The sequence below is a fragment of the Flavobacterium anhuiense genome (assembly GCF_001705175.1).
Taxonomy (GTDB): Bacteria; Bacteroidota; Bacteroidia; order Flavobacteriales; family Flavobacteriaceae; genus Flavobacterium; species Flavobacterium anhuiense.
The window spans coordinates 4,184,259-4,208,301 of the sequence record NZ_CP016907.1; the positions used below are offsets into that span (position 1 = coordinate 4,184,259).

Annotated in this window: 22 protein-coding genes; 4 read left to right on the forward strand and 18 right to left on the reverse strand. The window is 34.4% G+C overall.

Annotated features, from left to right (window positions below; translation table 11 throughout):
• Window positions 1-68 precede the first annotated feature (68 nt).
• Window positions 69-1,850 carry a mechanosensitive ion channel family protein gene (locus BB050_RS17525; protein ID WP_066034493.1) on the forward strand — a complete coding sequence of 594 codons (1,782 nt, stop codon included), beginning with the start codon at window positions 69-71 and terminating at the stop codon, window positions 1,848-1,850.
• 53 nt (window positions 1,851-1,903) lie between these two features.
• Here the strand turns inward: BB050_RS17525 and BB050_RS17530 are convergent, their stop codons facing one another.
• The 10 genes from BB050_RS17530 to BB050_RS17575 form a co-directional block, all read right to left on the reverse strand.
• Window positions 1,904-3,259, reverse strand: a complete 1,356-nt coding sequence (locus tag BB050_RS17530; protein WP_066034494.1) for a hypothetical protein — start codon at window positions 3,257-3,259, stop codon at window positions 1,904-1,906.
• An 80-nt stretch (window positions 3,260-3,339) separates the two neighbouring features.
• Entirely contained in the window at window positions 3,340-4,413 is a 1,074-nt protein-coding gene (locus tag BB050_RS22240; protein WP_066034495.1) for a response regulator transcription factor, read from the reverse strand.
• A gap of 100 nt (window positions 4,414-4,513) precedes the next feature.
• Window positions 4,514-5,299 carry a polysaccharide deacetylase family protein gene (locus BB050_RS17540; protein ID WP_066034496.1) on the reverse strand — a complete coding sequence of 262 codons (786 nt, stop codon included), beginning with the start codon at window positions 5,297-5,299 and terminating at the stop codon, window positions 4,514-4,516.
• A 100-nt stretch (window positions 5,300-5,399) separates the two neighbouring features.
• Window positions 5,400-5,897 carry a 4'-phosphopantetheinyl transferase superfamily protein gene (locus BB050_RS17545; protein ID WP_066034497.1) on the reverse strand — a complete coding sequence of 166 codons (498 nt, stop codon included), beginning with the start codon at window positions 5,895-5,897 and terminating at the stop codon, window positions 5,400-5,402.
• On the reverse strand, window positions 5,894-6,148 hold the full coding sequence (locus BB050_RS17550) for an acyl carrier protein (RefSeq protein WP_008469108.1): 255 nt from the start codon (window positions 6,146-6,148) through the stop codon (window positions 5,894-5,896). Before BB050_RS17550 ends, BB050_RS17545 begins: the two co-directional genes overlap by 4 nt.
• Window position 6,149: 1 nt before the next feature.
• The gene (locus BB050_RS17555) at window positions 6,150-7,418 is read right to left on the reverse strand and encodes a beta-ketoacyl-[acyl-carrier-protein] synthase family protein (protein ID WP_066034498.1); all 1,269 of its coding nucleotides are present in this window, start codon (window positions 7,416-7,418) and stop codon (window positions 6,150-6,152) included.
• Window positions 7,415-7,852 (reverse strand): 3-hydroxyacyl-ACP dehydratase FabZ family protein, encoded by a 438-nt coding sequence (locus BB050_RS17560; RefSeq protein WP_066034499.1) that lies wholly within the window; start codon window positions 7,850-7,852, stop codon window positions 7,415-7,417. Before BB050_RS17560 ends, BB050_RS17555 begins: the two co-directional genes overlap by 4 nt.
• 11 nt (window positions 7,853-7,863) lie before the next feature.
• Complete coding sequence (locus BB050_RS17565) at window positions 7,864-8,916, reverse strand: type III polyketide synthase (protein ID WP_066034500.1); 1,053 nt, start codon at window positions 8,914-8,916, stop codon at window positions 7,864-7,866.
• On the reverse strand, window positions 8,913-9,626 hold the full coding sequence (locus tag BB050_RS17570) for a methyltransferase domain-containing protein (protein WP_066034501.1): 714 nt from the start codon (window positions 9,624-9,626) through the stop codon (window positions 8,913-8,915). Before BB050_RS17570 ends, BB050_RS17565 begins: the two co-directional genes overlap by 4 nt.
• Complete coding sequence (locus BB050_RS17575) at window positions 9,627-10,754, reverse strand: NAD(P)/FAD-dependent oxidoreductase (protein WP_066034502.1); 1,128 nt, start codon at window positions 10,752-10,754, stop codon at window positions 9,627-9,629.
• Window positions 10,755-10,927: 173 nt separating this feature from the next.
• Between BB050_RS17575 and BB050_RS17580 the strand changes: the two genes are divergently transcribed.
• The gene (locus BB050_RS17580; RefSeq protein WP_066034503.1) at window positions 10,928-11,284 is read left to right on the forward strand and encodes a hypothetical protein; all 357 of its coding nucleotides are present in this window, start codon (window positions 10,928-10,930) and stop codon (window positions 11,282-11,284) included.
• Window positions 11,285-11,449: 165 nt separating this feature from the next.
• Here the strand turns inward: BB050_RS17580 and BB050_RS17585 are convergent, their stop codons facing one another.
• The 6 genes from BB050_RS17585 to BB050_RS17610 all read right to left on the reverse strand — a co-directional run bounded on the left by BB050_RS17585 (window position 11,450) and on the right by BB050_RS17610 (window position 18,330).
• Complete coding sequence (locus BB050_RS17585) at window positions 11,450-12,139, reverse strand: CPBP family intramembrane glutamic endopeptidase (protein WP_066034504.1); 690 nt, start codon at window positions 12,137-12,139, stop codon at window positions 11,450-11,452.
• Between the two features lie 77 nt (window positions 12,140-12,216).
• The gene (locus tag BB050_RS17590) at window positions 12,217-12,807 is read right to left on the reverse strand and encodes a Crp/Fnr family transcriptional regulator (RefSeq protein ID WP_083219868.1); all 591 of its coding nucleotides are present in this window, start codon (window positions 12,805-12,807) and stop codon (window positions 12,217-12,219) included.
• 75 nt (window positions 12,808-12,882) lie between these two features.
• On the reverse strand, window positions 12,883-13,404 hold the full coding sequence (locus BB050_RS17595; protein ID WP_066034505.1) for a PPC domain-containing DNA-binding protein: 522 nt from the start codon (window positions 13,402-13,404) through the stop codon (window positions 12,883-12,885).
• Window positions 13,405-13,410: 6 nt separating this feature from the next.
• Window positions 13,411-14,922, reverse strand: a complete 1,512-nt coding sequence (locus BB050_RS17600; protein ID WP_066034506.1) for a glycoside hydrolase family protein — start codon at window positions 14,920-14,922, stop codon at window positions 13,411-13,413.
• Between the two features lie 162 nt (window positions 14,923-15,084).
• On the reverse strand, window positions 15,085-17,265 hold the full coding sequence (locus tag BB050_RS17605; RefSeq protein ID WP_066034507.1) for an HAD-IIB family hydrolase: 2,181 nt from the start codon (window positions 17,263-17,265) through the stop codon (window positions 15,085-15,087).
• Window positions 17,266-17,430: 165 nt separating this feature from the next.
• Window positions 17,431-18,330 (reverse strand): carbohydrate kinase family protein, encoded by a 900-nt coding sequence (locus BB050_RS17610; protein ID WP_066034508.1) that lies wholly within the window; start codon window positions 18,328-18,330, stop codon window positions 17,431-17,433.
• A gap of 327 nt (window positions 18,331-18,657) precedes the next feature.
• Here BB050_RS17610 and BB050_RS17615 point away from each other — a divergent pair, with 327 nt between their 5' ends.
• Entirely contained in the window at window positions 18,658-21,039 is a 2,382-nt protein-coding gene (locus BB050_RS17615) for a TonB-dependent receptor (RefSeq protein WP_066034509.1), read from the forward strand.
• A gap of 55 nt (window positions 21,040-21,094) precedes the next feature.
• Window positions 21,095-22,186, forward strand: coding sequence for a PepSY-associated TM helix domain-containing protein (locus tag BB050_RS17620; protein ID WP_236940358.1), 1,092 nt, complete (start codon window positions 21,095-21,097; stop codon window positions 22,184-22,186).
• Window positions 22,187-22,448: 262 nt separating this feature from the next.
• Here BB050_RS17620 and BB050_RS17625 read toward each other — a convergent pair whose 3' ends face one another.
• Together BB050_RS17625 and BB050_RS17630 are read right to left on the reverse strand one after the other, a co-directional pair.
• Window positions 22,449-23,258, reverse strand: coding sequence for an SDR family NAD(P)-dependent oxidoreductase (locus tag BB050_RS17625; protein WP_008469094.1), 810 nt, complete (start codon window positions 23,256-23,258; stop codon window positions 22,449-22,451).
• Between the two features lie 69 nt (window positions 23,259-23,327).
• Window positions 23,328-23,915, reverse strand: a complete 588-nt coding sequence (locus tag BB050_RS17630) for a TetR/AcrR family transcriptional regulator (protein ID WP_066034510.1) — start codon at window positions 23,913-23,915, stop codon at window positions 23,328-23,330.
• Between the last annotated feature and the right edge of the window lie 128 nt (window positions 23,916-24,043).

Genomic DNA, 24,043 nt, shown 5'->3' on the forward strand with positions numbered 1-24,043 from the left:
TAATGCAAAAGCTTTGTTTTTCTTCAATATTTCTTACTTTTAATAGTCATTACTAAAGCAGATAGAGTATGATTTCAGGTACAAAACGGTTATTGTTTTTTTTCTTATTGATTTTGGTTTTGATAAAGCCCTTCACAGCAGGAGCACAGCTTTTAGGAGGCGCAAAGACTACAACAGAAGAACCAGTTAAGATTCCGGATGATTCACTAGGAAGAAGGACACCCCAAGGAACTGTCAACGGATTCATTAAAGCGCTTGGCGATCAGAATTATCTGCGTGCCAGTCAATATCTTGTTCTAAGCAAGCGTTCTTATCGCAAAACAGCCGAAAGAATACAGATTGCAAAAACTTTCCAGCAGCTGCTGGATCAAGGAGGTAATTTCTCGCCGTCATCTATTCTAAGCAATAAAGAGTTAGGACGTTTAGACGATAATCTAACAACAGGTATAGATTTGGTTGGAAATATATCAACAGATAAAATAGACATACAGCTTTATTTAGAAAATCAGTCAGATGATAGCGAGCCGGCATTATGGCTTTTTTCTGCAGAAACTGTAGAGGCAATTCGTGGGGCAGATGTGAGCGGTGAAAAAACTTTTTTAGATAGGGTTTTACCCAAATTTCTAAAAGACAGAAAATTAGGAAATGTTCCTATTGGACATTGGGGAGTTGTGGTAGTAATGGCTGTTGTAACATATCTGCTTTCTAGACTGCTCATTTTTGTGCTTATTTTTCTGATTCAAAAAATATGGAAAAAGGCAGATACTGAAAAAGGAATCGCAATTATAGATGCTTTTACATTGCCTGTTCAGATGTATTTGACAGTAATTTTATTCGTTGCATTTACCCAGCGAATGGGAATTTCAATAATTGTCCGCCAGCGATTTAGCATTATAATAATTACGATCGGAATTTTAGCTTTTTTAATTTTGCTTTGGAGAATGACCGATTTTGTAAGCATGTATACACGAAGCAGGATGAGCAATCGAGGGCGTGCTTCTGCAGTATCTGCGGTTTTATTTTTAAGCCGTACTATGAAAGCGGCGATTGTAGTAATCGGAATCATTGCCTTATTAGGAATTATTGGAGTTGATGTTACGGCCGGTCTTGCTGCACTAGGAATTGGGGGGATTGCATTGGCTCTGGGAGCACAAAAAACAATAGAAAATTTTGTAGGAAGCGTAAGCCTTATTGCAGACCAGCCATTGCGAGTTGGCGATTACTGCCGAGTTGATGATATAAAAGGAACCGTAGAATCCATAGGCATGCGCTCTACAACATTGCGTACGGCAGCGCGAACTATTGTCACAATTCCAAATGGACAATTATCAGCTAGTAAAATAGAGAATTATGCACATCGCGATCGTTTTATTTTCAATCCGATTTTAAGTTTTAGAATGGAAACAAGTCCAGATCAGATACGTTATCTGCTGGTGGAAATAAAATCTTTGCTTTACGCACATCCCGCTGTTTTAAATTCTCCTCCAATTGTTCGTTTTACTGGTATCACAGCAGATGCTTTAAAAGTAGAGATTACCGCTTATATTGAAGCTGTAAATTTTGAAACATCGCAAGAAGTCCAAGAAGATCTTTTACTGCGAATGATGGATATTATAGAAAAAAGCGGTACAGCTTTGGCTTATCCATCACAGACGCTTTATATGACCAGAGATACTCCTGTTTCTGATGAAAAAAGAAATGAGGTTACAGAAACAGTTAAAAAATGGAAAGAAAGTAATGAGTTACAGCTTCCGAAATTTGACCCAAAACGTGTGGAAGAATTAAAGGGAAGTATAAAATATCCTGACAAGGGCAGTTTTAATCCTGATGATGATAATACCTTATTATAAAAGAAACGAGCTTCAAATTTTTGAAGCTCGTTCTATTTTAAGAAAAATATAAATTAGCTTTTAGATTCTTTGACAATTTCCATATTTCCATCATCTTGTTTTACAATTTTCCAGTCTGGATTTAGTTCTATTTCATAAAATTCGCTTATAACTTTTCTTCCTTCAATTTTAGACGGGAGCGGAAAAACAAAATAAGTTTTTCCATCTTTATCATAACTTAAAATGCCAGCTTTTCCCAATTGATTATTACCGTCAACTGTTGCAAAACTTCCAAAGTTATTTCCTGATTTATCACGGCCTTTAATACTCGAATACACAATTCCTTTATCGTTTAAAGTCAGAGTGCCATTCATGTTAAAAGTGCGCCCATAATGGTCAATGTCAGCAAGTGCAACTTTAAGAGTCGGTTTGGTAATTAGTAAATCAGTATAATACGAAATTAGCTTTTTTTGTTCTTCTTCTCGGGCAATTTCCTGTTTATTTATTTCCGTAAAATTGTTTCTTAATTTGGCTAATTCTAATTGCTTTTTATTGATAGTTAATTTTGATTTTAAAATCATAACTTCATAAATATCAGTGAAATTATAAATATTATCTAAACCTTTTCTCCAGGATATGTTTAAGCAATCAAAAAGCAATCCATAAGCTGGACCCGTGGCATAAGGAAAAGATCTGGTGTATGTTTTAGCCTCTTCTCGCTGATTAATTTCTTCTAATGCCTTTTCATATTTATTATCATAAGAAGAGAGAACAAAACCAGTATAATTTGCCAAACCTTCCAAAGTTTCAATTTCCAATTCATCATTCAAATATTTTGAATATTGCTGTTGTCTTTCTTTTCTAAAAATTACAGCATCTTTCAAATAATTTTCAACCTCATTCATTTTTCTTTTTCCGATAATTGCTTTCAAAGCATTTTTTAATGCCTGATATTCCAATCGCAATAAAATACGGGCATTGGTTTCGTCGAGATATTCAATCAGATTGCCATTAAAATTTCTGAATTTCATTTGCAGTAAATGGAATAATTCATGAATAATCGTAGCACTTTTATCGTCCAGATAATTATTGAGAACAGTTGCATATTCTTTCCCTTCATATTTCTGAGTGGTATTAACAAAAACAAGCGAATTAGGTTCCATCGTTTTAGAAAATAAAATACCATTGTCGGTTTTGCTATTAGGTAGCTTTACCAAACTATAAATTGAATTGTCAAAGTCGATTACAATAATGCTGTCGTTCCAGATTCGTTTTCCCCAAAGCTTCCCATTATCTTTTTCTAAAAGTTCTTTTGCTTGCAAAAGGCAGGATTGAATATTTTGCCTGTTTTTAAGAGCTTTTTCTGATTCTTGGGCTGTAGTAAATTGCAGAATGGTGATGAAGATCAGCAATAAGAGTTTTTTTTTCATTTCCGATTGATTTAAGATTTCGGAAACAAAATTAGATTGGACAATTTTGAAAATCAGTTATGCAGAGGTTGAATTTGGGACTAATCCCAAGGATGATTTTTCAGTTTAGCAGCCAATTCATGACGATTTGCAACATCCAATTTAGCATAAAGATTTCGAATATGTGTTTTTACCGTACTCAGTGAAATAAAAAGTTCATCAGCAATTTCTTTGTTTGCTTTATCTTCTAAAATGAGCTTGGCAATTTTTTCTTCCTGATTGGTCAGAGTTAAATTTGAAACCCCAAATTGATTTTGTTTTGGCTTAAGCAATTTTAATCGTTTAAACTGTAAAGCTGAAATAACACCCAAAACCAATACTAGAAAAACTAAAAAGTAATTCAGCTTTCGTTGAAAGGCATATTTTTGCTGTAAAATAACATTAGAAATTTTTGAAATTTCGTCTTGATATTGAAGATAATATGACGTTTCGCCATAGTAACTTTTCAGCGAATAAGAAACACCATCGTAAAACGCTTCATCTTTTTCAAAGTCGTTTTTAATGTTATAATCATTTCGTTTAATGTCGGAAAAAGCCAAAAGTTTGAGCAGAGGATGTTTAATGTTTTTCTCGGTATATAATTTTACTTTTTCTGCAAAATCATTTACGGCCTGTTGCTGTGCTTCTCTGTTTTTTATTTGAGCATTATTTTTCTCTAACTGTGCTTCAAAAGATTTTAATTTTCCCCATTCTTTATCGGCTAAATTACTGTTTTGGGATCCGCTAAACCAATTGTTGCCAGATTTTGGAAAATGAATCGTATCTCTGTTTGAAAAAATAAAGTTATGATAATTGCTTTTCTCATTATCGCTAACCAATTGCAGTCCTTTGATCGTATTGATATTGGAATGGATGCGGTACAATTTGTCTTTTTCGGATAAAAGCTGTCCTTTAAATTCAAAATAACCATCTTCATCTGTTTCTGTTGAAAAAAGAATCTGATTTTCGGTAATCATAGTTTCTTCATCATATTTTAACAGACTCAAATAAACTGTTTTGTTTTTCTGTTCAGCATCAATATATCCCGAAATCTTATATTGTCCATAACAAGTCGGAACCGCAGAAAGAATAAGGATTATCAAAAATAAAACTCTGGATGTTTTTTCTTTTAGCATTTTAAATCAAGTAATAGAAAAGCTTACGAATGATTAAAAATACAAAAAAAGATTAAAGGTTAAAGGACTGTTTTTTATTTGATAAGCCCAAATATTAGCATTAAAGCTGAAGCGGAACCAAATTGTCTAAGTCTGAAAGTTTATAGAATTTAAGATCATTCAATTTCATGTATTTGCAAATGAATTCTAAAGTTTCTATTTTGACCTGATAATTTTCAGTAATTTCTTTTACAGGTTTATGTCCGCATAAAAGCAGAATTTTATTGTTCTTTTTGGCGTAATCTAATAACTCAAGTACATACGGAATGCTGAAATGAATATGGCTGTTGTCAATATCAAAAGCAAATACAATTTTTGAATTATTAAAATAACTGTCCTGTTTCTCTGGAATTTCACCGCCAAACGCTCTTCCTCTAATAATTTTGAACAGAGGAGATAAAGCCTGATCTAACGAATCTGACCTTTCTCCGTATGGATAAGCAAAAGAAGTGACATTGAAACCTTTCTTTTTCATTGAAATAATCATAGGATCGATTTCTTGTTTCATGTATTCCTTAATGCCAAACTGTTTCGTAAACTTAACAGCATTGTAATGATGATAACCATGACCGGCTATTTCATGGCCATATTTTTGCATTTCTAAAAGCGTTTTAATTTCAGGTGCTCCAATAGAATCTATTCGACAGACGTTAAAAGTAGCCTTCCAGGAATACTTTCGTAAAGCTTGGTCTGCTTCAGACCATTCATCAACATAAGCATCATCAAAAGATAAAATTACGCCTGCTTTATATGTTGGTTTTGCTACAGGTTTAGGTTTTTTATTTTCACATGAAAATAAAGATAAGAATAATAAAAATAATACAGTTTTAGTAAAAAGTATTCTCATAGATTTTAGATGCTAGCGAATAAGATTTAGAATATAATTTTAGTCAAAATTAAAGTTTTTTCTTATAATTATTGCTTTTGTCAAAAATAAAAAAAGGTTTTTATATTCTGATAGTTACCCATTTTTCAAACCTTCCATGGTGACTGATTGAAATGTCTTGTACCGATTTAGCAGTCTTTAAGTATGGAATGCCATTTTCATCTTTTATAATTTCTTTGCTATCCACTTCAGCCACATTATTTATATTCTTCAAATTGTTTACAGCAATTGTGTGAATGCTTTCTAAAGAAAATATACTTTTGGTATAATATCTATTTTCATTACAAATTACTTTACCCAATGCGAGATTACAATCGATAAAATCTAAAGAACAAGAAAGTTTCTTGGGACAGAATTCCCGTATTTTAGTCTGCCGATTATAAATTTTATAGGCAGCTTCTTTCATGCTCCATAAAAGCCAAACCATAGTTTCAGGCTTATCATAATCTTTTATATACTGCTGTTCTTCGGCTGTAAAAAGCTTTTCTATAAAACCTTTTCTTTGCCAATTGCTTTCTATACGCGACTGTACAAGATCTATAACATCATTGCCAATCATTTTTCGGCTAGTTTGGTTTCAATGATTTCAACAGCTGTTTTTACATCAAGCATGCGTTCCATATCGGCATTATCGATCACGACATCAAAATTTTCTTCAATGTCCAGTACAATATCAACTAGATTGGCTGAATTGATATTCAGATCTTTAATAAAATCCGTTTCTTCAGTCAGATTTTCAAAAGCTTCTTTGTTAGTTGCAAAAGGCTTGATAATTACTTTTAATTCCTTGATAAGTTCTGTTCTGTCCATGTTAGTTTTCAAATTTTTTAAATAATATACATGCATTTACGTCGCCAAAACCAAAACTGGCTTTTGCAATTATTTTGGGGTTGATTTTAATAGTTTCTAAAAGAACTTTTGACGGGTCGATAAGCGTTGCAATTTCAGGATGAAGATCAGAACAATTTTTATTTCCAAACAAAAATCCTTCATGAAGCTCTAAAACTGTTGCAACACTTTCGATACTTCCAGAAGCACTTAAGCAATGGCCAGTTAAGCTTTTTAGAGAATTAATATACGGAAAATCAGCGCCATTTTTTCCCAATGCTTTTGTCCAGTTTTCAATTTCAAGACTGTCTTTTGTTGTGGCTGTCAAATGCCCGTTGATTGCATCAATTTCGTTCGAATTAATTCCAGAATTCTCGATAGCGGTTTTAATGCATCTTTGCACCGCCGTGCTGTTGGGAGCGGTCATGGTTCCGCCGTCTCTTTGTCCGCCAGAATTGACGTTTCCGCCCAAAATTTCGGCATATATTGTTGCTCCACGTTCTAAAGCAGTTTCCAAATCTTCAATAACAAAAGCGCCAGCACCGCTTCCAGGAACAAATCCTGCTGCCGTAGCGCTCATGGGCCTTGAACCTTCTTCGGGTTTGTCATTAAATTTGGATGAGCAAACACGAAGCGCATCAAAACCTCCCCAAATATAAGGGCCACTATCAGATGTGCTTCCAGCCAAAATTCGTTTTGCCTGTCCAGATTGTATTCGATCATAAGCCATCAAAATAGCTTCAGCCCCAGTCGTGCAAGCCGAAGAATTTGTTGTAACCTGATTTCCTAATCCGATTTTACCACCAAGATAGGCGCTCACACCGCTGTTCATAGTTTGTGCAACAACAGTGCTTCCTAATCTCCGTACTTGCAGTTCATCAATTTTATAAATGCTTTCGCGGAATTTATCTATTCCTGACGTTCCTGAGCCAAAAATAGCTCCGCTGTCCCAATCAGGATTTTCATTGAAAGGTAATCCTGCGTTGTTCCAAGCTTCTAAACCTGCTATAACACTATACAAAATGCCAGTGCTGTTAAATCCGCGAAGTTCAAGTTCTGTAAAATATTGTGATTTTAATTCCTCAGATATTTGTGGCTGACCCGCAATCTGACAAGAAAATTGCAGTTCTTCAAGCTGTGCATCATGCCTGATGCCCGAAATTCCGTTTTGCAGTGCGTGAGTAAATGCGGGAACCCCAACACCATTTGGTGCAGCAACTCCGAGACCTGTTATTACCACTCTCTTTTTCATAGTTTCTTTGTTATCATTCCGGCCAAAACACCTCTGCAGACTTCTTGTCCAGATTCATTTTTCATTACCGCATTGCATTTTAATTTTCCAAAACGGAAGAACAATTTCTCAGAAGTTACCGTTACTTTTTCATTAGGATAAACGGGTTTTAAAAATTCCATATCGGCAGAAGTAAAAGCGATTACGGTGTTTTCTCCCAAATCATTTCCTAAGAGAAATATTCCCAAGCAAACCATTCCGATCTGAGCCATAGTTTCAGTTAAAATAACTCCCGGAGTTACAGGATTATCTTTAAAATGCCCTTTGTAAAAGTCAAGATTCTCTCGAAATGTATAAGTTCCTGTCACACCATTTTCGTCAGCATGAAGCAATTCATCCACAAACAAAAAAGGTTTGCTGTACGGAAGCTGTGCGATAATATCATCTAATTTCATAAGCGTTCAAATTACCATTGCAATAAAACTCTTTGTGCCGAAAATCCTGGGCCAAAACTTAGCATTAAGCCCTTTTCTCCTTTTTTTGGATTTCGATTCATAATATTTTCCAGAACGTACAAAACGGTAGCGCTCGACATATTGCCATAATTTCTCAGGATTTCTTTTGTATCATCAATGTTTTTCTCCAATCCAGCAAAAAGCGATTCGACGGTGGTGACGATTTTTTTCCCGCCCGGGTGAAAAATCATGTGGTCAATATCTTTTATTTCTAGATTATTTTGTTTTAAGAAAGGATGAATAATATCTCCAAAATGAGAAGCAATTGTGTCTGGAACTTCTATATCCAGAACCATTTGCAATCCGCTGTTGGTTAGTTTGAAGCCCATCATGTGTTCGGCATCATAAAAATGATACATCTGTTCGTCGAGAATTTCGGGGCCAAAATCGTCTTCTTTTGATGATAATAAACAGCAGGCAGCACCATCTCCAAAAATGGCAGCGCTTACAATATTTGGCATCGAGAAATCATCAAGCTGAAAAGTGGCTGTTGGTGATTCTACAGCAATTACAGCAGCACGTTTGCCTGGATTTGATTTGAGGAAATTCTTAGCATAAATAATTCCAGATATTCCAGCTGCACAGCCCATTTCGGTTACAGGAAGACGAACAATATCTTGTCGTAATTTCATTTTATTAATCAGATAAGCGTCAAGCGAAGGAATCATAATTCCGGTGCAACTTACCGTAATAATGTAATCTAAACTTTGCGGATCCCAGCCTGTTTTTTCTAATGCTTTTTCTAGAACCTGATGTCCTAAAATGATCATTTCACGGCTATAAATATCATTTTTTTCTTCAAATGAAGTGGCAGTAAAAACCTCCGAAGGCTCCATGATAGAATAGCGTTTATATACAGAAGCACCTTCAAATATCTTTTTTACTTTTTTGATGAAACGTTCTTCCTGACCTTCAAGCCATACATCGACCAACGGAAGGATTTCTTCTGTTGTTCTGGAATATTGCGGAAGCTGTTTAACTGCTGTGATTATTTTGACACTCATATTTTTGTAATTATCCACTGGTAGCGAAAAGCCCATTTCCAGTTTATGGAATAGTTTTTTAAATTTAATTTTTTGGATAAATGTTCTAATTCTTTCTTTTTAAATCCTTTAAGAATAGAAATTAGTCCATCATTACGAGACATGTCATTGAGATTGAAAACAAAACCAATCAATTCAAATAATCGGTAAGCCAATTTACTTCTGTGCAGATCATTTACTACAATGCCGATTGAAGCATTTTTGTTTAAAACATACATTACTTCTTCAATCTGATTTGTTGAAAAATGGTGCAGAGTAAGCGTACACAAAACAATGTCATATTTTAAAAGGCTAAATTCTTCGCTAAAAATATCCATACAGATATATTCAATGTTTGGAAAATCTTTAGACAATGTTTCGGCGTAACTAATGGTAAAAGCATTGGCATCGATACCAATTAACTTAAAGTTGAGATTACGTTTTTTTCCATATTTCGCGATCATTCTCAACATATCGCCATTTCCGCATCCTATATCTGCGATTACTATCGGTTTTGAAATATCAGTCTTTTTTAAAAGTTTTTTTATGCCGTGAAGCGTTAATTTATTGCCTCCAAGCAATTGATTGATAGAAGCAATCTGATCTAAAGCGCCGATCAATTCTTCGCCTTCAAGCGAAAAATCGTCCATGATTTCAATTTCTTCGGTTCTATATTTGGCGTTTACACTCATTTATTCAATTGTTATGGGGCGGCCGTGTGTTTGTTTTATAATGACTGAAAGTAACCACGGAATCGACGCTGCAATGGTTGTCATTACATGCGTGAAATTTTTGTGTGTCAATGCTTTGGCTAATAGACGCCCAAAGAATAATCTTTTACTGAAATGCTTTTTCCATTTTTGAATATACTTTTTCTCCAATTCATTTCTGGATTCTATTTTTCCGTAATAGAAATCCAATACCAATTCAGAGGCTATTTTTGCGCTGTGAATCGCCATTGCCATACCGTTGCCGCACATGGGGTGAATTAATCCTGCGGTATCGCCAATCATTAAAATATGATTTTCTACAGGTTCTTTTTTGTCAAATGAAATCTGGCTTATCGTTATGGGTTTTTCAAATAGTGAAGTGCTATTTTCAAAAACCGCTTTGAGTTTGTTGTTTTTATAAAGTACAGATTTTTGGTACTCTTCAATGTTTTTATATTTTTTAAAAGTTTCAAAATCGGCTAGATAGCAAATGTTTATTATGTCGTTTTCAACTTTTGAAACACCGCAATAACCGCCTTGAAAATTGTATAAAGCGACAAGATTTTCATCAAAATTTCCAGAATAATGCCCTTTTACAGCCAGCCACGGTGATTTTTTAGAAATAAAATCTCTTGACAAAACCTGATCGATATTGGATCTTTTGCCATAAGCGCCCAGAACGATTTTAGCAGAAAACATTTCTTCAGAAGTGGTAATGGTAAAAATGTCGTTTTCAAAAGAAATATCCGTAACTGTTTCTGTCACTATAGTACAGCCATTTTCTACAGCTTTTTGAAATAGAAAATGATCCAATTCATAACGGCTAACTCCAAAACCGCCCAAAGGGAGTCTGGTTTTTGCCGTTTTACCATTTTGTGCCGTAAATTCGAATTTTGAAATACTGGCTGGATGCAATTTTGAAACATCAATATCAAGCCATAATAAATAGGGGAGAATTTCATTTGAAATATATTCTCCGCAAACTTTATGTTTTGGATAGGTGTTTTTTTCGATAAGAACAACCTTCAATCCTTTTTTGGACAAGTGTAAAGCGCCTGCAAGACCAGCAAGACCGCCACCAATAATAAGTACATCGGGATTTGTTCTCATACTACCAATTTAGTTATAAAATCTTAAACGGACTTTACTTAATTCGATAAGAAATTAACAAAATTTCAACCTTTATTTTAAAAAGTTGAAACAACTTTTGGCTGGAAAAAACGTGATAAAGTTGATTTAAAAGATAATTTTTACTTTTGCCAAAAAATAGCAGCATTTCATAAATGACAATACAAGATTTAGTAGGCACTTTTTCGGTTTCGGGAAGCAATCAGGACGAAAGCAATGAGATAACATACAAAGGTGTTTTGACTTTAACTTTAGACAAAAACAATAGAATTAAAGCAAATTGGGTTATCAATTCGCATCAGCAAAAAGGTACAGGTTTCTTTAAAGATAATATTCTGGTAATTAATTTCAATTATAAAGGCGACGACAATAAAACGTACAAAGGTGTTGTTGTTTATAAATGTATTACTAAAGATGTCCTAGACGGATTTTGGTCGGAGAAACATGGAAACCCGCTTTATTTAGGAAGTGAGCATTGCTTAAGAATGGAAACAACAGAAAGGCTTAATTAAAAAAAAATAGCGCAAATCTTAAAGTTTGCGCTGTTTTTTTTGCCACAGATTAAGGGATTTTCACTGATTTTAAATCTGCTAAATCTGCTAAATCTGCTAAATCTGCGTGAAAAAATTATTCTTTTAGTTTCTGCAGAAACTATCTCAATTGCCTGCAGAATTAAGTTAAGCTGGATTTACAGCAGTTTTGTATTTTCTGTTGTAAAGAATAATAAAACCAATCCAGATTACTAATAAAATTGCGATTAGCGTAAGTTCTGTTTCATGCAAACCATTGCGAAAGAAATTGTTTAGCGAATGCACTCCTGCCACAGCCAGCAATGATCCTGTAGAAGAATATACTTTTCCGATTCCCCAAGTTCCAAAGAAAATGATTCCAAGAAAAATCATGTTACTTGGAGTGGTTTCCAGATTTAAGTGCCATGCAAACCAAAGAACAGCAATAATCAATATAGAAGTAAATTTAGGAAGTGATTTTAATTGTTCCTGTAAAAATCCTCGCCATCCGATTTCTTCCAAAAGTCCGTAAGCTAGAACGGTAAACATTAATAAAATTGGGAATTTTCCAATGGTAACATAATAAACTCCTGCAATTAAAACAGCAGGGAGCAGCCAATATATGGCAAAAGGAACAATGGCATTTTTGTATATTCCTTTTAAAGACATTGGATTGTGAAGTGAGAATATTTTGATTGCAGCCAAAGCTCCTAAAGCAGGACCAACACCGCGAAGCAAAATCACTAAATACGGATTTTCTATTCCAGATAATAAATTGGTTTTTACCGCAGCATATCTGCAAGCAACAGCAATTACGTAATACACTATGATAGCTCCAAAGTTGATTTTATTTTTCATCGTTTACTATTTTGTTTGGTTTAGTAAAGCAAACTTAGCGAGGCAAAATGAAAATAAAATTGACTTTGGGTAAGAAATCATTTTTCCATAACTCTTTTTCGAATTCGGCTCAGACTTTCTGCTGTTAATCCCAGATAAGAGGCAATGATTTTTAAAGGTGTTCTCTGAAAAATTTCTGGACGGCCTTCAATCAGTTTTAAATAACGTTCTTGAGGCGAAAGCGTTAAAAGATTAATCTGTTCCTGTTGTTTACGAACATAAAGCATTTCAGAAATGGCTTTTCCGATTCTCAAACCTGTTTCAGATCTCTGGTATAATTCATTCAAATTTTGATGAGAAATAGACCAAAGCGTTATATCTTCTAAAGCTTCAGTTTTAATAACCGATGGTTGCTGATTTAAGAATGACATATAATCGCTTATAAAACTATTTTCATACAATAGATTAATGCAAATGTCTCTTTTGCCGTCCCAAACAAACAAACCCGCTGATCCTTTAATGATGATATTAAGGTATTTTTCGACTCCATGATAATCTTTTATGATTTCTGATTTATCAAATTCACGGACTTTAATTTTTTCCGAAAATCCTTTCCAGATATTCATATCGGCAGAAAAATAATTTTCGAAAACTCTGCTTACCTCTTCAGGAGACGGACTTTGTGGCATTTTAGTAAATTATGAGTTTGGAATGCCAATATAGGTTTAATCTTTCAGAATAAAAACAGTGGCATTAACCAAAATCTACTTTAAACAAGTTAATTGTAAAACATTCGCATTGAGAGGCTGTTCTACTTTTCTCTCGAGTTTTTCGCTATTTAAAGTAATGTAAATTTCCATAGAACCTGTTCCGACTTTTAAGCCCAAAATATGACCTCCATAAGCATCAAATTTTTCGTCGGTTGCAACGCCGTGCATGTGTATAGAAGGTTTGTCGCCACTCCAGGCAATAGATCCTGTAATGCTTCCCATCTCGACTTTATTGAAAGTTTTGGGATGAAATTTCTTTTCGTTAAAATCATAAAATCCAAAAGTGGCATCTTGCGCAAAACCAATTCCGGTAAAATTGGCTGATGGTATTTTCTGTTCTTTTGCTAATTTTTCAATTAATTCTAAAACATTATCGCCCTCGCGAAGAACCATTAGAAAGCCATAACTGGTTTTGGTATAACGGCATTTTTCAACATTTTTTTGTTGCGCATTAGAGAAATTAAAAGCGAATAAAAGCACTAATGCGATTTGGATTTTAAAGGTTTGGATGTTCATAATATTTTAAATTAAAGAGTTAGGCTGTAGTTCATTATCATATTTTTCAGGATCAGAAGCTGCATACTCATTTTCAGGTTCTGGAATAACGTGAATTTTAGAATCACTTATCGAAATTACTGCCGAACAGACGTAGATTCCCACTTTTCCTTCGCTGTATTTAAAATCTAATAAAGTGAGTTTTACAATGTCATTAATCGAGAGCTCGTAATAGTTTCCATAACGGATAATCTTAAAAGAGATCTGTTTTTCTTCGCTTATCTCAAATTGGTTCGTTTGAATGTTTTCAAAAATAAAATTATTCTTAACGTCTTTTTCATTAAATCCCCATGCTCTAAACTGCACAAAACCGTTCATAAAATCAATCGAAATATAATATCCCGTTCCTTCTTTGTCACATTCGATCACAAAGCCTGTTTTTCCCATTCCTTCAACAGACAATGTTCCTTCCCAGACAAAATCGTTTGATGGTTTTTCGAAGCCATATATTTCATAACCGCTTCGGCATCCAAAACGCCATTTGCTTTCATTTTCTAAAACAAAATCGGCTGTTGGATTTCCTAAAATAGGCATAGGCTGCGGTAAGTCTTTTTGAAGTATGGTTTTCTGATAGAGTTTCTGCCAATAATAATAAGTTTTTAATAGAAGTCGTCCGCTTTTGTCAACATCGAGTTCTTTAGGAGGTGGCATTACACGATGCGTATTGACATTTCCGTCTGCGAAATAGAAATTATAAACCAGAAAGTGCTTGCCTTCTTTAACAACTCTTGCCGCATAATTTCCTTGAGGCATTAAAACGTTGTTATGAAAAGCAGAATATTCGCCTCTAAATTCAGGTGCCGACCAATAACGGACTTTAATATCTTCTCTAATGGATCCTAAAAGATAATGCGTTCCTTTAATTTCAAAAACGCAAGGGCATTCGACATCATCGTATACATATGGAATATGGAGTGGTTTCTGTAGCACAAAACCTTCTTTCTCTCTTTTGGCAACACCAATACAGCCTCTGCGGTATGTTGGTCCAGAGGCGCTTCGGGCGCAGATTAGCAAATAATCGTCACCTTTGTACTGGTATTTAAATGGATCGCGAAAACTAATCCATTGTCGCGGATTGTTGTTTGGACCTTCATAATGTGGAGCTTCACTTTTAAAAGGAAGTCCGTATAGATTCTCTTTTTTCCAAGTAATTAAATCGGTAGAGATAGCTCTTCCTACTTTTTGCTCAATTCCTTTGTCCTGACGTTTTAAGCCAGTGTAATACATTTCATAACCCTCGCCATTCGATTTTTTGCTGACATGCATCGTCCATAACATATCATCGTCCCATTCTCCTGGATCGCCAACAAATAAGGCGTTTTTTACTCGTTTCCACGAAAGACCATCTTTTGAAACTGCATGTGCAATATAATCGTGATTGGGAATAATTAAATGAAATAAATGATGAACTCCTTTTTCATCTATAAATACATCAACATCTCCAATTTCCCAATTGCTAAATCCTGAACCTGAATACATTTTATTACTTATTTAATGATTGTATTTTTTTAGCTACTAATTGCACCAATTTTCTCGAATTTTAAATCTCATGAACTTTGTCAAAGTTTTAAACTTTGGCAAAGTTGTCGCTGAACTATTTTTAAATTCGCGCTAATTCGTGTAATTCGTGGCTTATTCTTTTTATTTAATGATTTTATAATATTTTAAGCCTTCTAAAATCCCTTCTGAAGCTGAAGTTTTGGCTACGTAAATGCTTTTTGTGGTTTCGTAAGCCATGAGTTCTGCGCTTCGGTTTCCAACAATGATTCCTTTTACGGGACCTCTAAACATGTCGACATCGTTTCCAGAATCTCCTGCAGCAATTACATTTCCTAGCGGAATAGACCACTTTCGGCATAAAAACTTTATCGCATTTCCTTTGGAAGCTCTTTTCGGAATAAAATCTAAAAACTGACCGTGACTCGGAATAATATTGACTTTGTACCATCCTGTTCCTAAGACAGTGATTAACTCGTCATGATTGTATTGTTCTTTATCATAATAATATGAGATTTTATACGGATTCTGGGCTTCTTCTTCCTGCAGTTTGATCCATTTTATGGCTTTTAGTTTATTTAAAATTTCTTCTCTCTTCCACCTTCCAGCTAGGAATTTTGCCCACCCTTTATCCAAAATATAATCTTTTCCGTTGGTGTAATAGATTTCGGTTCCGACCGAACAGATTATGAAATCGGGGAGAGGAAACTCCTCTTCGTCAATTACTTTTTTTACTAAAGCTAAGTTTCGTCCAGAAGCCATTGCAAAAGCCATTTTATCGGTACGATTCATCAAATGTGTTTTGAGTTCTTTCAAACCTGGATTGGCCAATTTCGGTTCAATCAATGTTCCGTCAATGTCAGAAACCAACAAATGGTCGATTTTTCTTTTTAATCGGCTAATGTTGATGTTAGGATAATGCTGCTTTTTGATTCCAGCTCCGGATGAAAGAGAAAGGTTTTCTTTAACCAATTCGACATAATGATTAACATGGCTAATCCAACTGTAATATTTCTGAATATTGATGGCTCCATTATTCGAATAATATTTCCACTGATTTTCATCGGTTAAAATATTTAAAAGGGCTTTTTTAATCTGGCTTTCTTCCTGAGGATTGACTAATTCTCCATTTTGGCAAACTGGAATAATTTCTGAAGGTCCGCCGTTTTTGGTCACCACAACAGGAAGTCCAGAACTAGCGGATTCTATAACGGTCAAGCCAAAATTTTCATGCAAAGCTAAATTGACAAAAACACCTCTTTTTTCGGCAGCATAGCGATAGATAATCGAAACTTCATTTTCAACGTCATGTTTTTTCGGAATAGCCATTTTTCCATACAAATCGTATTTATCCATTAAAAGAAGCAAATCGGTCAGAACATTTTTTTCAGATTCAGGCATTTTGGCAATATCTTTTCGTATACCAGCAAAAATGACAAGATTGGCAATGCTTTGTAGCTCTTTATCTTTTCCGTAAACTTCAATTAAAGTGTTCAAGTTTTTATGGCGGTCAGGCCTAGAAAGTGCCAGAATAATAGGCTTGTGCGGATTGGTAAGAAATTTAGAAATGGATTCGGCAACCCAGTATTTTCGCTGTGCTTCTTCCATATGTTTATCAGAATCGTTTTCTTGATAATAATAAGGAACAAATTTTCGGGTATCGATTCCTGGAGAAATAGCATGGTATTTTCCTAGTTCAAAATTTTTGTAGGCTTTGTAGGTTTCAATTTCCTGTTCGGTAGAAGTAACGATGAATTCTGCAAGTTCTAAGGTTCTCTCTTCAGCCGCAATTCGGGCTTTAAACTTAAATTTTTTCTCTAGCTCTTCTTCTGTTTCACCACTTTCAACTAGTTTTTTCTTTTTGTAGAATCCTAAAGAATGTCCCGTATGGGCAAAAGGAATATTTAAAACGGCTGATAATTCGGCTGCCGCATAACCGGCATCTGCATAATGCGAGTGAATCCAATCTGGGAAAATATTGTGCTGTTTGATATGCTGCATCGCGCCATTTACAAAAAGATCAAGACCCTCCCAAAGCTGTTCTTTGGGTTTGTACTTTTTTCCCAGAAACGGAATTCTTCTAATGTCTAATTTATCATTGATAATTTCGACAGGCACTGCGTATTCAGGCGAAAGGGCAGGATCATCTATTAATCTGGTAAAAAGATGAACGTGTTCTACATCTTCATGCTGCGATAAAAATTCGGCTAATTCGTATATGTATTTGGTCTGGCCTCCGTTGTCTGCATCTCGTCCAATCTCTAGACCAGAACCTTTCAAGAGTCCGTGAATATTGATAAGTGAAATTCGTAATTTTTTCATCATTCTTCCTTAAATTATTTGAAAACACAATTTACTGCGCCCATATTGATTAGGAAGAAATAATTCCATTTTAAATTTACATAGTTCCCATGTTTGAAGAATGAAGGTAATGTTTTAACTATAAAAAAAGCCTGATGTTTATAATATACCAGGCTTTGTAATTTTCTTTTAATTTTTATTAATTAAATTTTCAATATCAAATATTGAAATTTTAGGATTTCCGCCAGCCGACCCAGCGACTAAGGCACCAGTTGCACAAGCAAAATTTAGAGCGGCTTGCGGTTCTTTTCCGTTTAAAAGTGAAGTGACTAAAGCACCTAAGAAAGAATCTCCTGCACCGACAGTATCCTCAACTTTTACGGTATAACCCTCATTTTCGTAAAGATGTTTATCCCACAATAATAAAGCGCCATCTTTCCCTCTTGTCACGCAAATCGCAGTAGCATTGCTCAAAGAACAAATGAAGTTCATGTTCTCCTCTAAAGTTTTATAAGGAGAATTAAAAGCGGCACTAATTTCCATAATTTCTTCATCATTAAATTTGATGAAATTGGCAGACTGCATTAGATGTTGCAAAGTTTCGTAATCATAATGTGGTTTTCGAAGATTAACATCAAAAACTTTGTAAGTGTGGGTGTGAAGCAACTCGTCTAAAGCTTCTCGAGAAACTTGATCTCTGCAGACCAAACTTCCGTAAATTAAAACATCTGAGTTTACTACTAATTCTCTCGCTTCTTCATTTAGAACAATTTTGTCCCAAGCAGAAGGATAAATAATTTCATAAGTAGCCGATTTACTTTCGTCTAATGTTACGTTCACCAATCCTGTTGGGAAATCGTCAGATTTGAGAATAGTGCTGGTATCCAAGCCTAGTTTGTTGACTTCGTTTATAATTGCTTCTCCATCTACATCATTTCCTACACAGCTAATCATATTTGATTCAACGCCAAGAGCTTTCATGCGAAGCGCCACATTTAAAGGTGCCCCTCCAATTTTTTTTTCATTGCCAAAAATATCCCAAAGTACTTCTCCGAAAGCGACAGCTTTTAGTTTTTTGTCGTTGCTCATTTTAATTTTTTCTTGTTTTTAAAAACTTTACATCAAATGATTAGGGTTTCATCAGATTTCATAAAAATAAAAAAGAATAACGGCTTATGCAACCTCTTTTTTGGATGAAACGTATTGATTAACTTTTAAATAACTGAAAATTAAAGCATAAAATAAGTAACAAAGTTCATTTTGAAATATATCGCATTAATAGAAATCAGATTCCTTTCAGCCTTTATTTCGATGTTTTTAATTTTTTTTTAAGAAAGTTTTAATCTTTAGCCAAGAAGTCAGTTCTCGTTTATATATTTGTAACCAGTCTAAATAAGAATAAATTACGGATTTTATATGAAAACATTTTTCAAAACACTTAAAGACAATATTTTATGTCAAGTGTTTGTGGCTTTTTTGATCATTTTTATAGGATCAGAAAAGGCTTTTTCTCAATCAACTGTTGGTACAATTTCGGGTAAGGCTGTCGTTAAAGACGGAAATTATTTACAAGGTGCAACTGTTAAAATTTCAGAATTAAATAAAACCACTACAACTGATTCTGATGGGATTTATCAATTTAAAAATATTCCTTTCGGAACATATTTGGTTGAAATAAAATTAAATGGTTATGAATCTTCTCCAGCTTCGGTTATTGTTGATCAAAACAATACAGAAGTTACGCTAGATTTTGAACTGACTTATACTTCTCAAAAATTAGAAGAAGTAATTGTAAGTTCTGGAGGAAACCGATTTGCGAGAAAAGAAAGTGAAGAGGTTTCTAAAATGAAACTGAAGAACATGGAAAACCCGCAGGTTTATACTATTGTGAGCAAAGAATTGATGAAAGAGCAGGTTATAACGGATTATAACAGCGCTTTTAAAAATGTTCCGGGTGCAGGTATTGCCGAAGTGAGAAATCAGGGAAGAACGACTAATATTTCTAGAGGTTTTGCCACACCGCAATTGGTAAGAAACGGTGTTGGAAGTTTTACTTTTAACTCGATTGATCCGTCAAATTTAGAGCGTATAGAAGTAATAAAAGGTCCATCGGCTACTTTATTTGGAAGTACTATTTCTTCTTTTGGGGGATTGTTTAACAGAGTAACCAAAAAGCCTTTTAATTTTTTTAAAGGGGAAGTTTCTTTTTCGGCAGGTGATTGGGATTTGAATCGTCTAACAGCGGATATCAACACACCTTTAAATGAAGAGAAAACGGCTCTTTTCAGAATCAATACAGCTTTACATAGTGAAAGAAGTTTTCAGGATGCAGGTTTTAATAAAAGCTTTTTTATTGCGCCAAGTTTTTCTTATGAGGTAAACGATAGATTGACTTTATTAATTGATGCCGAATTTAGTGCTTCAAAAGCAACATCGCCAACTCGATTGACGCCTTATACAAAAGCAGATGCCACGGCTCATAGTGTAGAAGAATTGGGAATTCCGTACAAACTTTCATTTGCTAATAATACGGTAAATTATATGGGGCAGCAATACAATATTTTTGCGCAGTTGAAATATAAAATTTCAGATGAATGGACTTCACAAACTATTGTTTCGCGTACAAGGTCTTCATCTGAAGGTTATGTTGTAGCACTGACTATGTTGAGCAATGAAACTTTGAGACAGCAAGTTACCAATCAGGACTATCCTTATTATGGAACTGATATTCAGCAGAATTTTAACGGAGATTTTAAAATTGGAAAACTGCGTAATAGAGTAGTGGCTGGATTAGATTTTTACAGTCTTCGCGCCACACGTAATGATGCAACAGTAAATATGCCAGCACTTAATTTTAGAAAACCTGGCGATGCTTACAATAATTTTACTATAAATAAAATTGAGCCTTTATTTGCAAATGCAACCTATACTAATATGGTATCGAATAACGAAAGAACATATAGCGCATATGTTTCTGATGTATTGAATGTTACCGATAGATTATTGGTTATGGGTGGTGTTAGAGCTGATCGTTATATCAATAAAGGTGTGTATTATCCAAGTCGCGATTCTATTGCTGGAAATTACAATCAGACAGCATTTTCTCCTAGATTTGGAGCAGTTTATCAAGTGATAAAAGAGAAGGTTTCTGTTTTTGGAAATTACATGAACGGTTTCAACAATGTTGGCGGATCTGATTTTTATGGAAATACTTTCAAGCCAAATCAGGCCAATCAGTTGGAAGGTGGAATTAAACTTGACTTTAATAAAATCAGTGCGACGTTTAGTTATTATGACATAAAAGTGACGAATATTACTCGCGATGATCCAGACCATGTAAACTTTCAGATTCAGGACGGAACTCAATTGAGTAAAGGTTTTGAAGCTGAGTTGATTGCCAATCCGATTAAAGGTTTAAACATCGTGGCAGGTTATACGTATAATGACAGTAAATACACAAAAGCCAATCCGAGTATAAATGGTTTACGACCAACAACAGCTGGTTCTCCAACAACTGCCAATCTTTGGGCAAGTTATAGATTGACAGAAGGAGCAGCTTCTGGTCTTGGATTTGGTGTTGGAGGAATTTACGGAAGTGAGTATTATCAAACCAATACTTCAACATTTAAATTTACGATTCCTTCTTACACCGTTTTAGATGCTTCTGTATTTTATGACAGACCAAAATTTAGATTAGGTTTAAAAGTAGACAATCTTACCAACGAAAAATATTGGTCATATCGTTTGGCAGCTCAAAACCCAACGAGAGTTACAGGAAATATTACGTTTAAATTCTAAGAATACAATTCGTCATTTAAAATGATATTTCTACATTTGGATTTTATTGCACAGTATGACCAAAGGTTTTAAAAAGACTATCAGACAAATACATTTGTGGCTCGGTTTAGCATCGGGCCTCATTGTTTTTATAGTGAGCATTACGGGTTTTCTTTATGTTTTTGAAGAAGAAATTCGTGATTTTACAAACAAGGAATATCTGCATGTTCCTGCTCAAAATAAGCCTTTTATAGGTTTAAAAACTATAATAGAAAACTATGAACATCTAGAACCTAAACAGAAAATAACGGCTTTAAAAATAAATAAAGCAGAACCTAATGCGGCAGTTCATATTTCTACCAAAAAGAAAAAGACCTATTATTTCAACCCGTACAATGGAACTTTAATCAATCAGCAGGGAGCAGATTGGCTTAATACGGTACTAGAAATACATCGTACTTTATTATTGGGAGAAGTTGGCGAGTTTATTCAAGGCTGGTCGGTTGTGATTTTTATCATTATGCTCATAACGGGATTAATTTTATGGTTTCCAAAAAAGAGACGTCAGCTTAAACAATCTTTAAAAATAAAATGGAGCGGTTCTTTTAAAAGAATCAATTTTGATTTGCATCAGGTTTTAGGATTTTATGCTTCTATTTTTTTGCTTTTAATTGCGTTTTCTGGAACATATTTTAAGTACGATGCTGTCAAAAAAGGAGTTAGTTTGGTAACGGGAAGCAAACTTAGAAAAGGAGATGAAGTGGTTTCTAATGCTAAAATAGATTCGACTACAATTCCTGTTCGTTATAGCAATATCTACGAAAATGCAAATGCGAAATATCCAGGTGCAACTTCAGTTTCATTTTCAGTCAGAAAAACGGGAGAACTTCGATTAAGAATGACATATCCGAATGATTGGGCAAGAAAACAGAACACTATTTTCTTTGATGGAAAAACAGGGAAGATGCTCAGAACCAAATTATACAAAGACAATAATGCTGCTGATGTTTATGAAGCAAGTAATTACGATCTTCATACAGGAATTTTCTTTGGACTTACAGGAAAAGTAATCTGGAGTTTGGTAAGTTTAATTGGAGCTTCTTTGCCTATAACTGGATTTATTATTTGGTGGAAGAAAGGGAGGAAGAGTAAGAAAATTAAAAATTAAAGATTTCTATTAAAGAAAAAAACGGAATTGTTTGAGCAAACAATCCCGTTTTTTTGTAAATAGTATGTTCCGTAGGAACATTTTATTGGTAGAAATTATGTTGGCGTCATTATTTTACGTTCCGTAGGAACGTTTGGTTTTTGGATATAATTCTCAATAATAATGGACATCAAACGTTCCTACAGAACGTAAATTTGGCCGACCAAACTACCGAATGATAACTTTGTTTTGAAGGAATCTTTTTAGTTAGAGCACCGATTAATTAACCGTGAGCTTCAACTGAAACATCATTCCATTTTTCCCAGCTTTCCAATCTTTGTTCGTAGCTTTGTTTTACAAATGGGAACGCAACTTTTCCAAGCAATAATCTTAAAGGAGGATTTTCGTTTTCTACCAAGTTCACCACTGCTGGTGCTGTTGCTTGTACTTTTCCAAATATGTTTTCTCTTTCAGCTAGAGCTTTTTTGATTTCGTCATAATATGGTAAACTTTTGCTGGTAATTCCAGTATGCCAGATGTTAGATTCGTATCCGTTTGGTTCTAATAAAGTCACATTGATTCCAAATTGTTTTACTTCTGATGCTAATGTTTCGCTTAAACCTTCTATAGCAAATTTAGAAGCGCTGTAAAGTCCCATTCCTGTTGGCAAAGTTGCTAATCCTAAAATTGATGAAACTTGAATAATATGACCGCTTTTTTGTTCTCTCATAATTGGAATAACGGCTTGTGTTAACCACAAAGTTCCAAAGAAATTGGTTTCAAACTGCTCTCTCGCTTCTTGTTCGCTTGCCTCTTCAACAGCTCCTGTAAGCGCATAACCAGCATTGTTGATTAAAACGTCAATTCTTCCAAAATGCTGTTTTACTTTCTGAATCACTTCTAGAGATTCTTGACGATTGTTGACATCTAATTTTAAAGGTAAAATAGTGCTTCCGTATTTTTCTTTTAGATCGTTTAACGTTTCTAGATTTCTTGCTGTTGCTGCTACGTTGTATCCTTTAGCTAAAAAAGCTTCTGTCCAAGCTCTTCCAAATCCTTTTGAAGCTCCTGTAATTAAAATTGTTTTTGACATGGTATTTGTTTTTATAATTAATATTTGATTCAAAATATGACCAATCGGTCATTTTTATAGTAAAAAAAATTATATCAATTTTTCAGATATAATTTTTTTAAGCGTTTTTTCTATCGCATTCATATTGTTATTGTTGCCAGACATTCTTGACATCAAATGCCCTCCTTCAAGCATAGCAAAAAGGGCAGTGGCAAATTCTGAAGCATTCCAGTCAGGAATAAATTCTTTGTCTGCTATTCCTTTTTCTATAATCGCAGTTAGAAGCTGCTGGCCACGTTTAATGGCATTATTTACTTTTTCTTTTACAATCGGATTCGTATCATCGGCTTCTGTTCCAAAGTTTAGTAAAGGACATCCGCCAATTACTGGTGGATTTATCGGATTACTAAAAAAATCAATGTAAGCAAAAAGTTGCTCTTTAGCACTTCTTCCGTCCCTAAGTGCGGCTTCTAGTTTGGAGCTTAATATTTTCATGTTATGATCTACAGCAGCGCAGGCCAAAACATCTTTGTTTTCAAAATGAACATACATGCTCCCTTTAGACAATTTGGTTGCCTCCATAATATCGCTCATAGAAGTAGCCGCAATTCCTTTTGTGTTAAAAATAGGAGCAGCTTTCTCTATAATAAATTGTCTGGTTTCTTCACCTTTTGTCATGGTAATTGTATTTAACTATACAAATATATGACCGATTGGTCATATATGCAAATTTTATTTTATTTTTTATTTAAAAATTTAATGGTTTGGGGAGTTATATCTAATATGATTGGATTGTAATTAACTGT

Coding starts and splice junctions, on each gene's coding strand:
- BB050_RS17555 (WP_066034498.1), bottom strand. CDS start 7,418: ATGAAAAAGAGAGTGGTAATAACAGGTCTCGGAGTTGCTGCACCAAAT.
- BB050_RS17525 (WP_066034493.1), top strand. CDS start 69: ATGATTTCAGGTACAAAACGGTTATTGTTTTTTTTCTTATTGATTTTG.
- BB050_RS17550 (WP_008469108.1), bottom strand. CDS start 6,148: ATGGACAGAACAGAACTTATCAAGGAATTAAAAGTAATTATCAAGCCT.
- BB050_RS17570 (WP_066034501.1), bottom strand. CDS start 9,626: ATGAGTGTAAACGCCAAATATAGAACCGAAGAAATTGAAATCATGGAC.
- BB050_RS17625 (WP_008469094.1), bottom strand. CDS start 23,258: ATGTCAAAAACAATTTTAATTACAGGAGCTTCAAAAGGATTTGGAAGA.
- BB050_RS17565 (WP_066034500.1), bottom strand. CDS start 8,916: ATGAGTGTCAAAATAATCACAGCAGTTAAACAGCTTCCGCAATATTCC.
- BB050_RS17590 (WP_083219868.1), bottom strand. CDS start 12,807: ATGCCACAAAGTCCGTCTCCTGAAGAGGTAAGCAGAGTTTTCGAAAAT.
- BB050_RS17545 (WP_066034497.1), bottom strand. CDS start 5,897: ATGATTGGCAATGATGTTATAGATCTTGTACAGTCGCGTATAGAAAGC.
- BB050_RS22240 (WP_066034495.1), bottom strand. CDS start 4,413: ATGCTAAAAGAAAAAACATCCAGAGTTTTATTTTTGATAATCCTTATT.
- BB050_RS17605 (WP_066034507.1), bottom strand. CDS start 17,265: ATGATGAAAAAATTACGAATTTCACTTATCAATATTCACGGACTCTTG.
- BB050_RS17615 (WP_066034509.1), top strand. CDS start 18,658: ATGAAAACATTTTTCAAAACACTTAAAGACAATATTTTATGTCAAGTG.
- BB050_RS17630 (WP_066034510.1), bottom strand. CDS start 23,915: ATGACAAAAGGTGAAGAAACCAGACAATTTATTATAGAGAAAGCTGCT.
- BB050_RS17620 (WP_236940358.1), top strand. CDS start 21,095: ATGACCAAAGGTTTTAAAAAGACTATCAGACAAATACATTTGTGGCTC.
- BB050_RS17540 (WP_066034496.1), bottom strand. CDS start 5,299: ATGAGAATACTTTTTACTAAAACTGTATTATTTTTATTATTCTTATCT.
- BB050_RS17580 (WP_066034503.1), top strand. CDS start 10,928: ATGACAATACAAGATTTAGTAGGCACTTTTTCGGTTTCGGGAAGCAAT.
- BB050_RS17560 (WP_066034499.1), bottom strand. CDS start 7,852: ATGAAATTAGATGATATTATCGCACAGCTTCCGTACAGCAAACCTTTT.
- BB050_RS17575 (WP_066034502.1), bottom strand. CDS start 10,754: ATGAGAACAAATCCCGATGTACTTATTATTGGTGGCGGTCTTGCTGGT.
- BB050_RS17585 (WP_066034504.1), bottom strand. CDS start 12,139: ATGAAAAATAAAATCAACTTTGGAGCTATCATAGTGTATTACGTAATT.
- BB050_RS17600 (WP_066034506.1), bottom strand. CDS start 14,922: ATGTATTCAGGTTCAGGATTTAGCAATTGGGAAATTGGAGATGTTGAT.
- BB050_RS17595 (WP_066034505.1), bottom strand. CDS start 13,404: ATGAACATCCAAACCTTTAAAATCCAAATCGCATTAGTGCTTTTATTC.
- BB050_RS17530 (WP_066034494.1), bottom strand. CDS start 3,259: ATGAAAAAAAAACTCTTATTGCTGATCTTCATCACCATTCTGCAATTT.
- BB050_RS17610 (WP_066034508.1), bottom strand. CDS start 18,330: ATGAGCAACGACAAAAAACTAAAAGCTGTCGCTTTCGGAGAAGTACTT.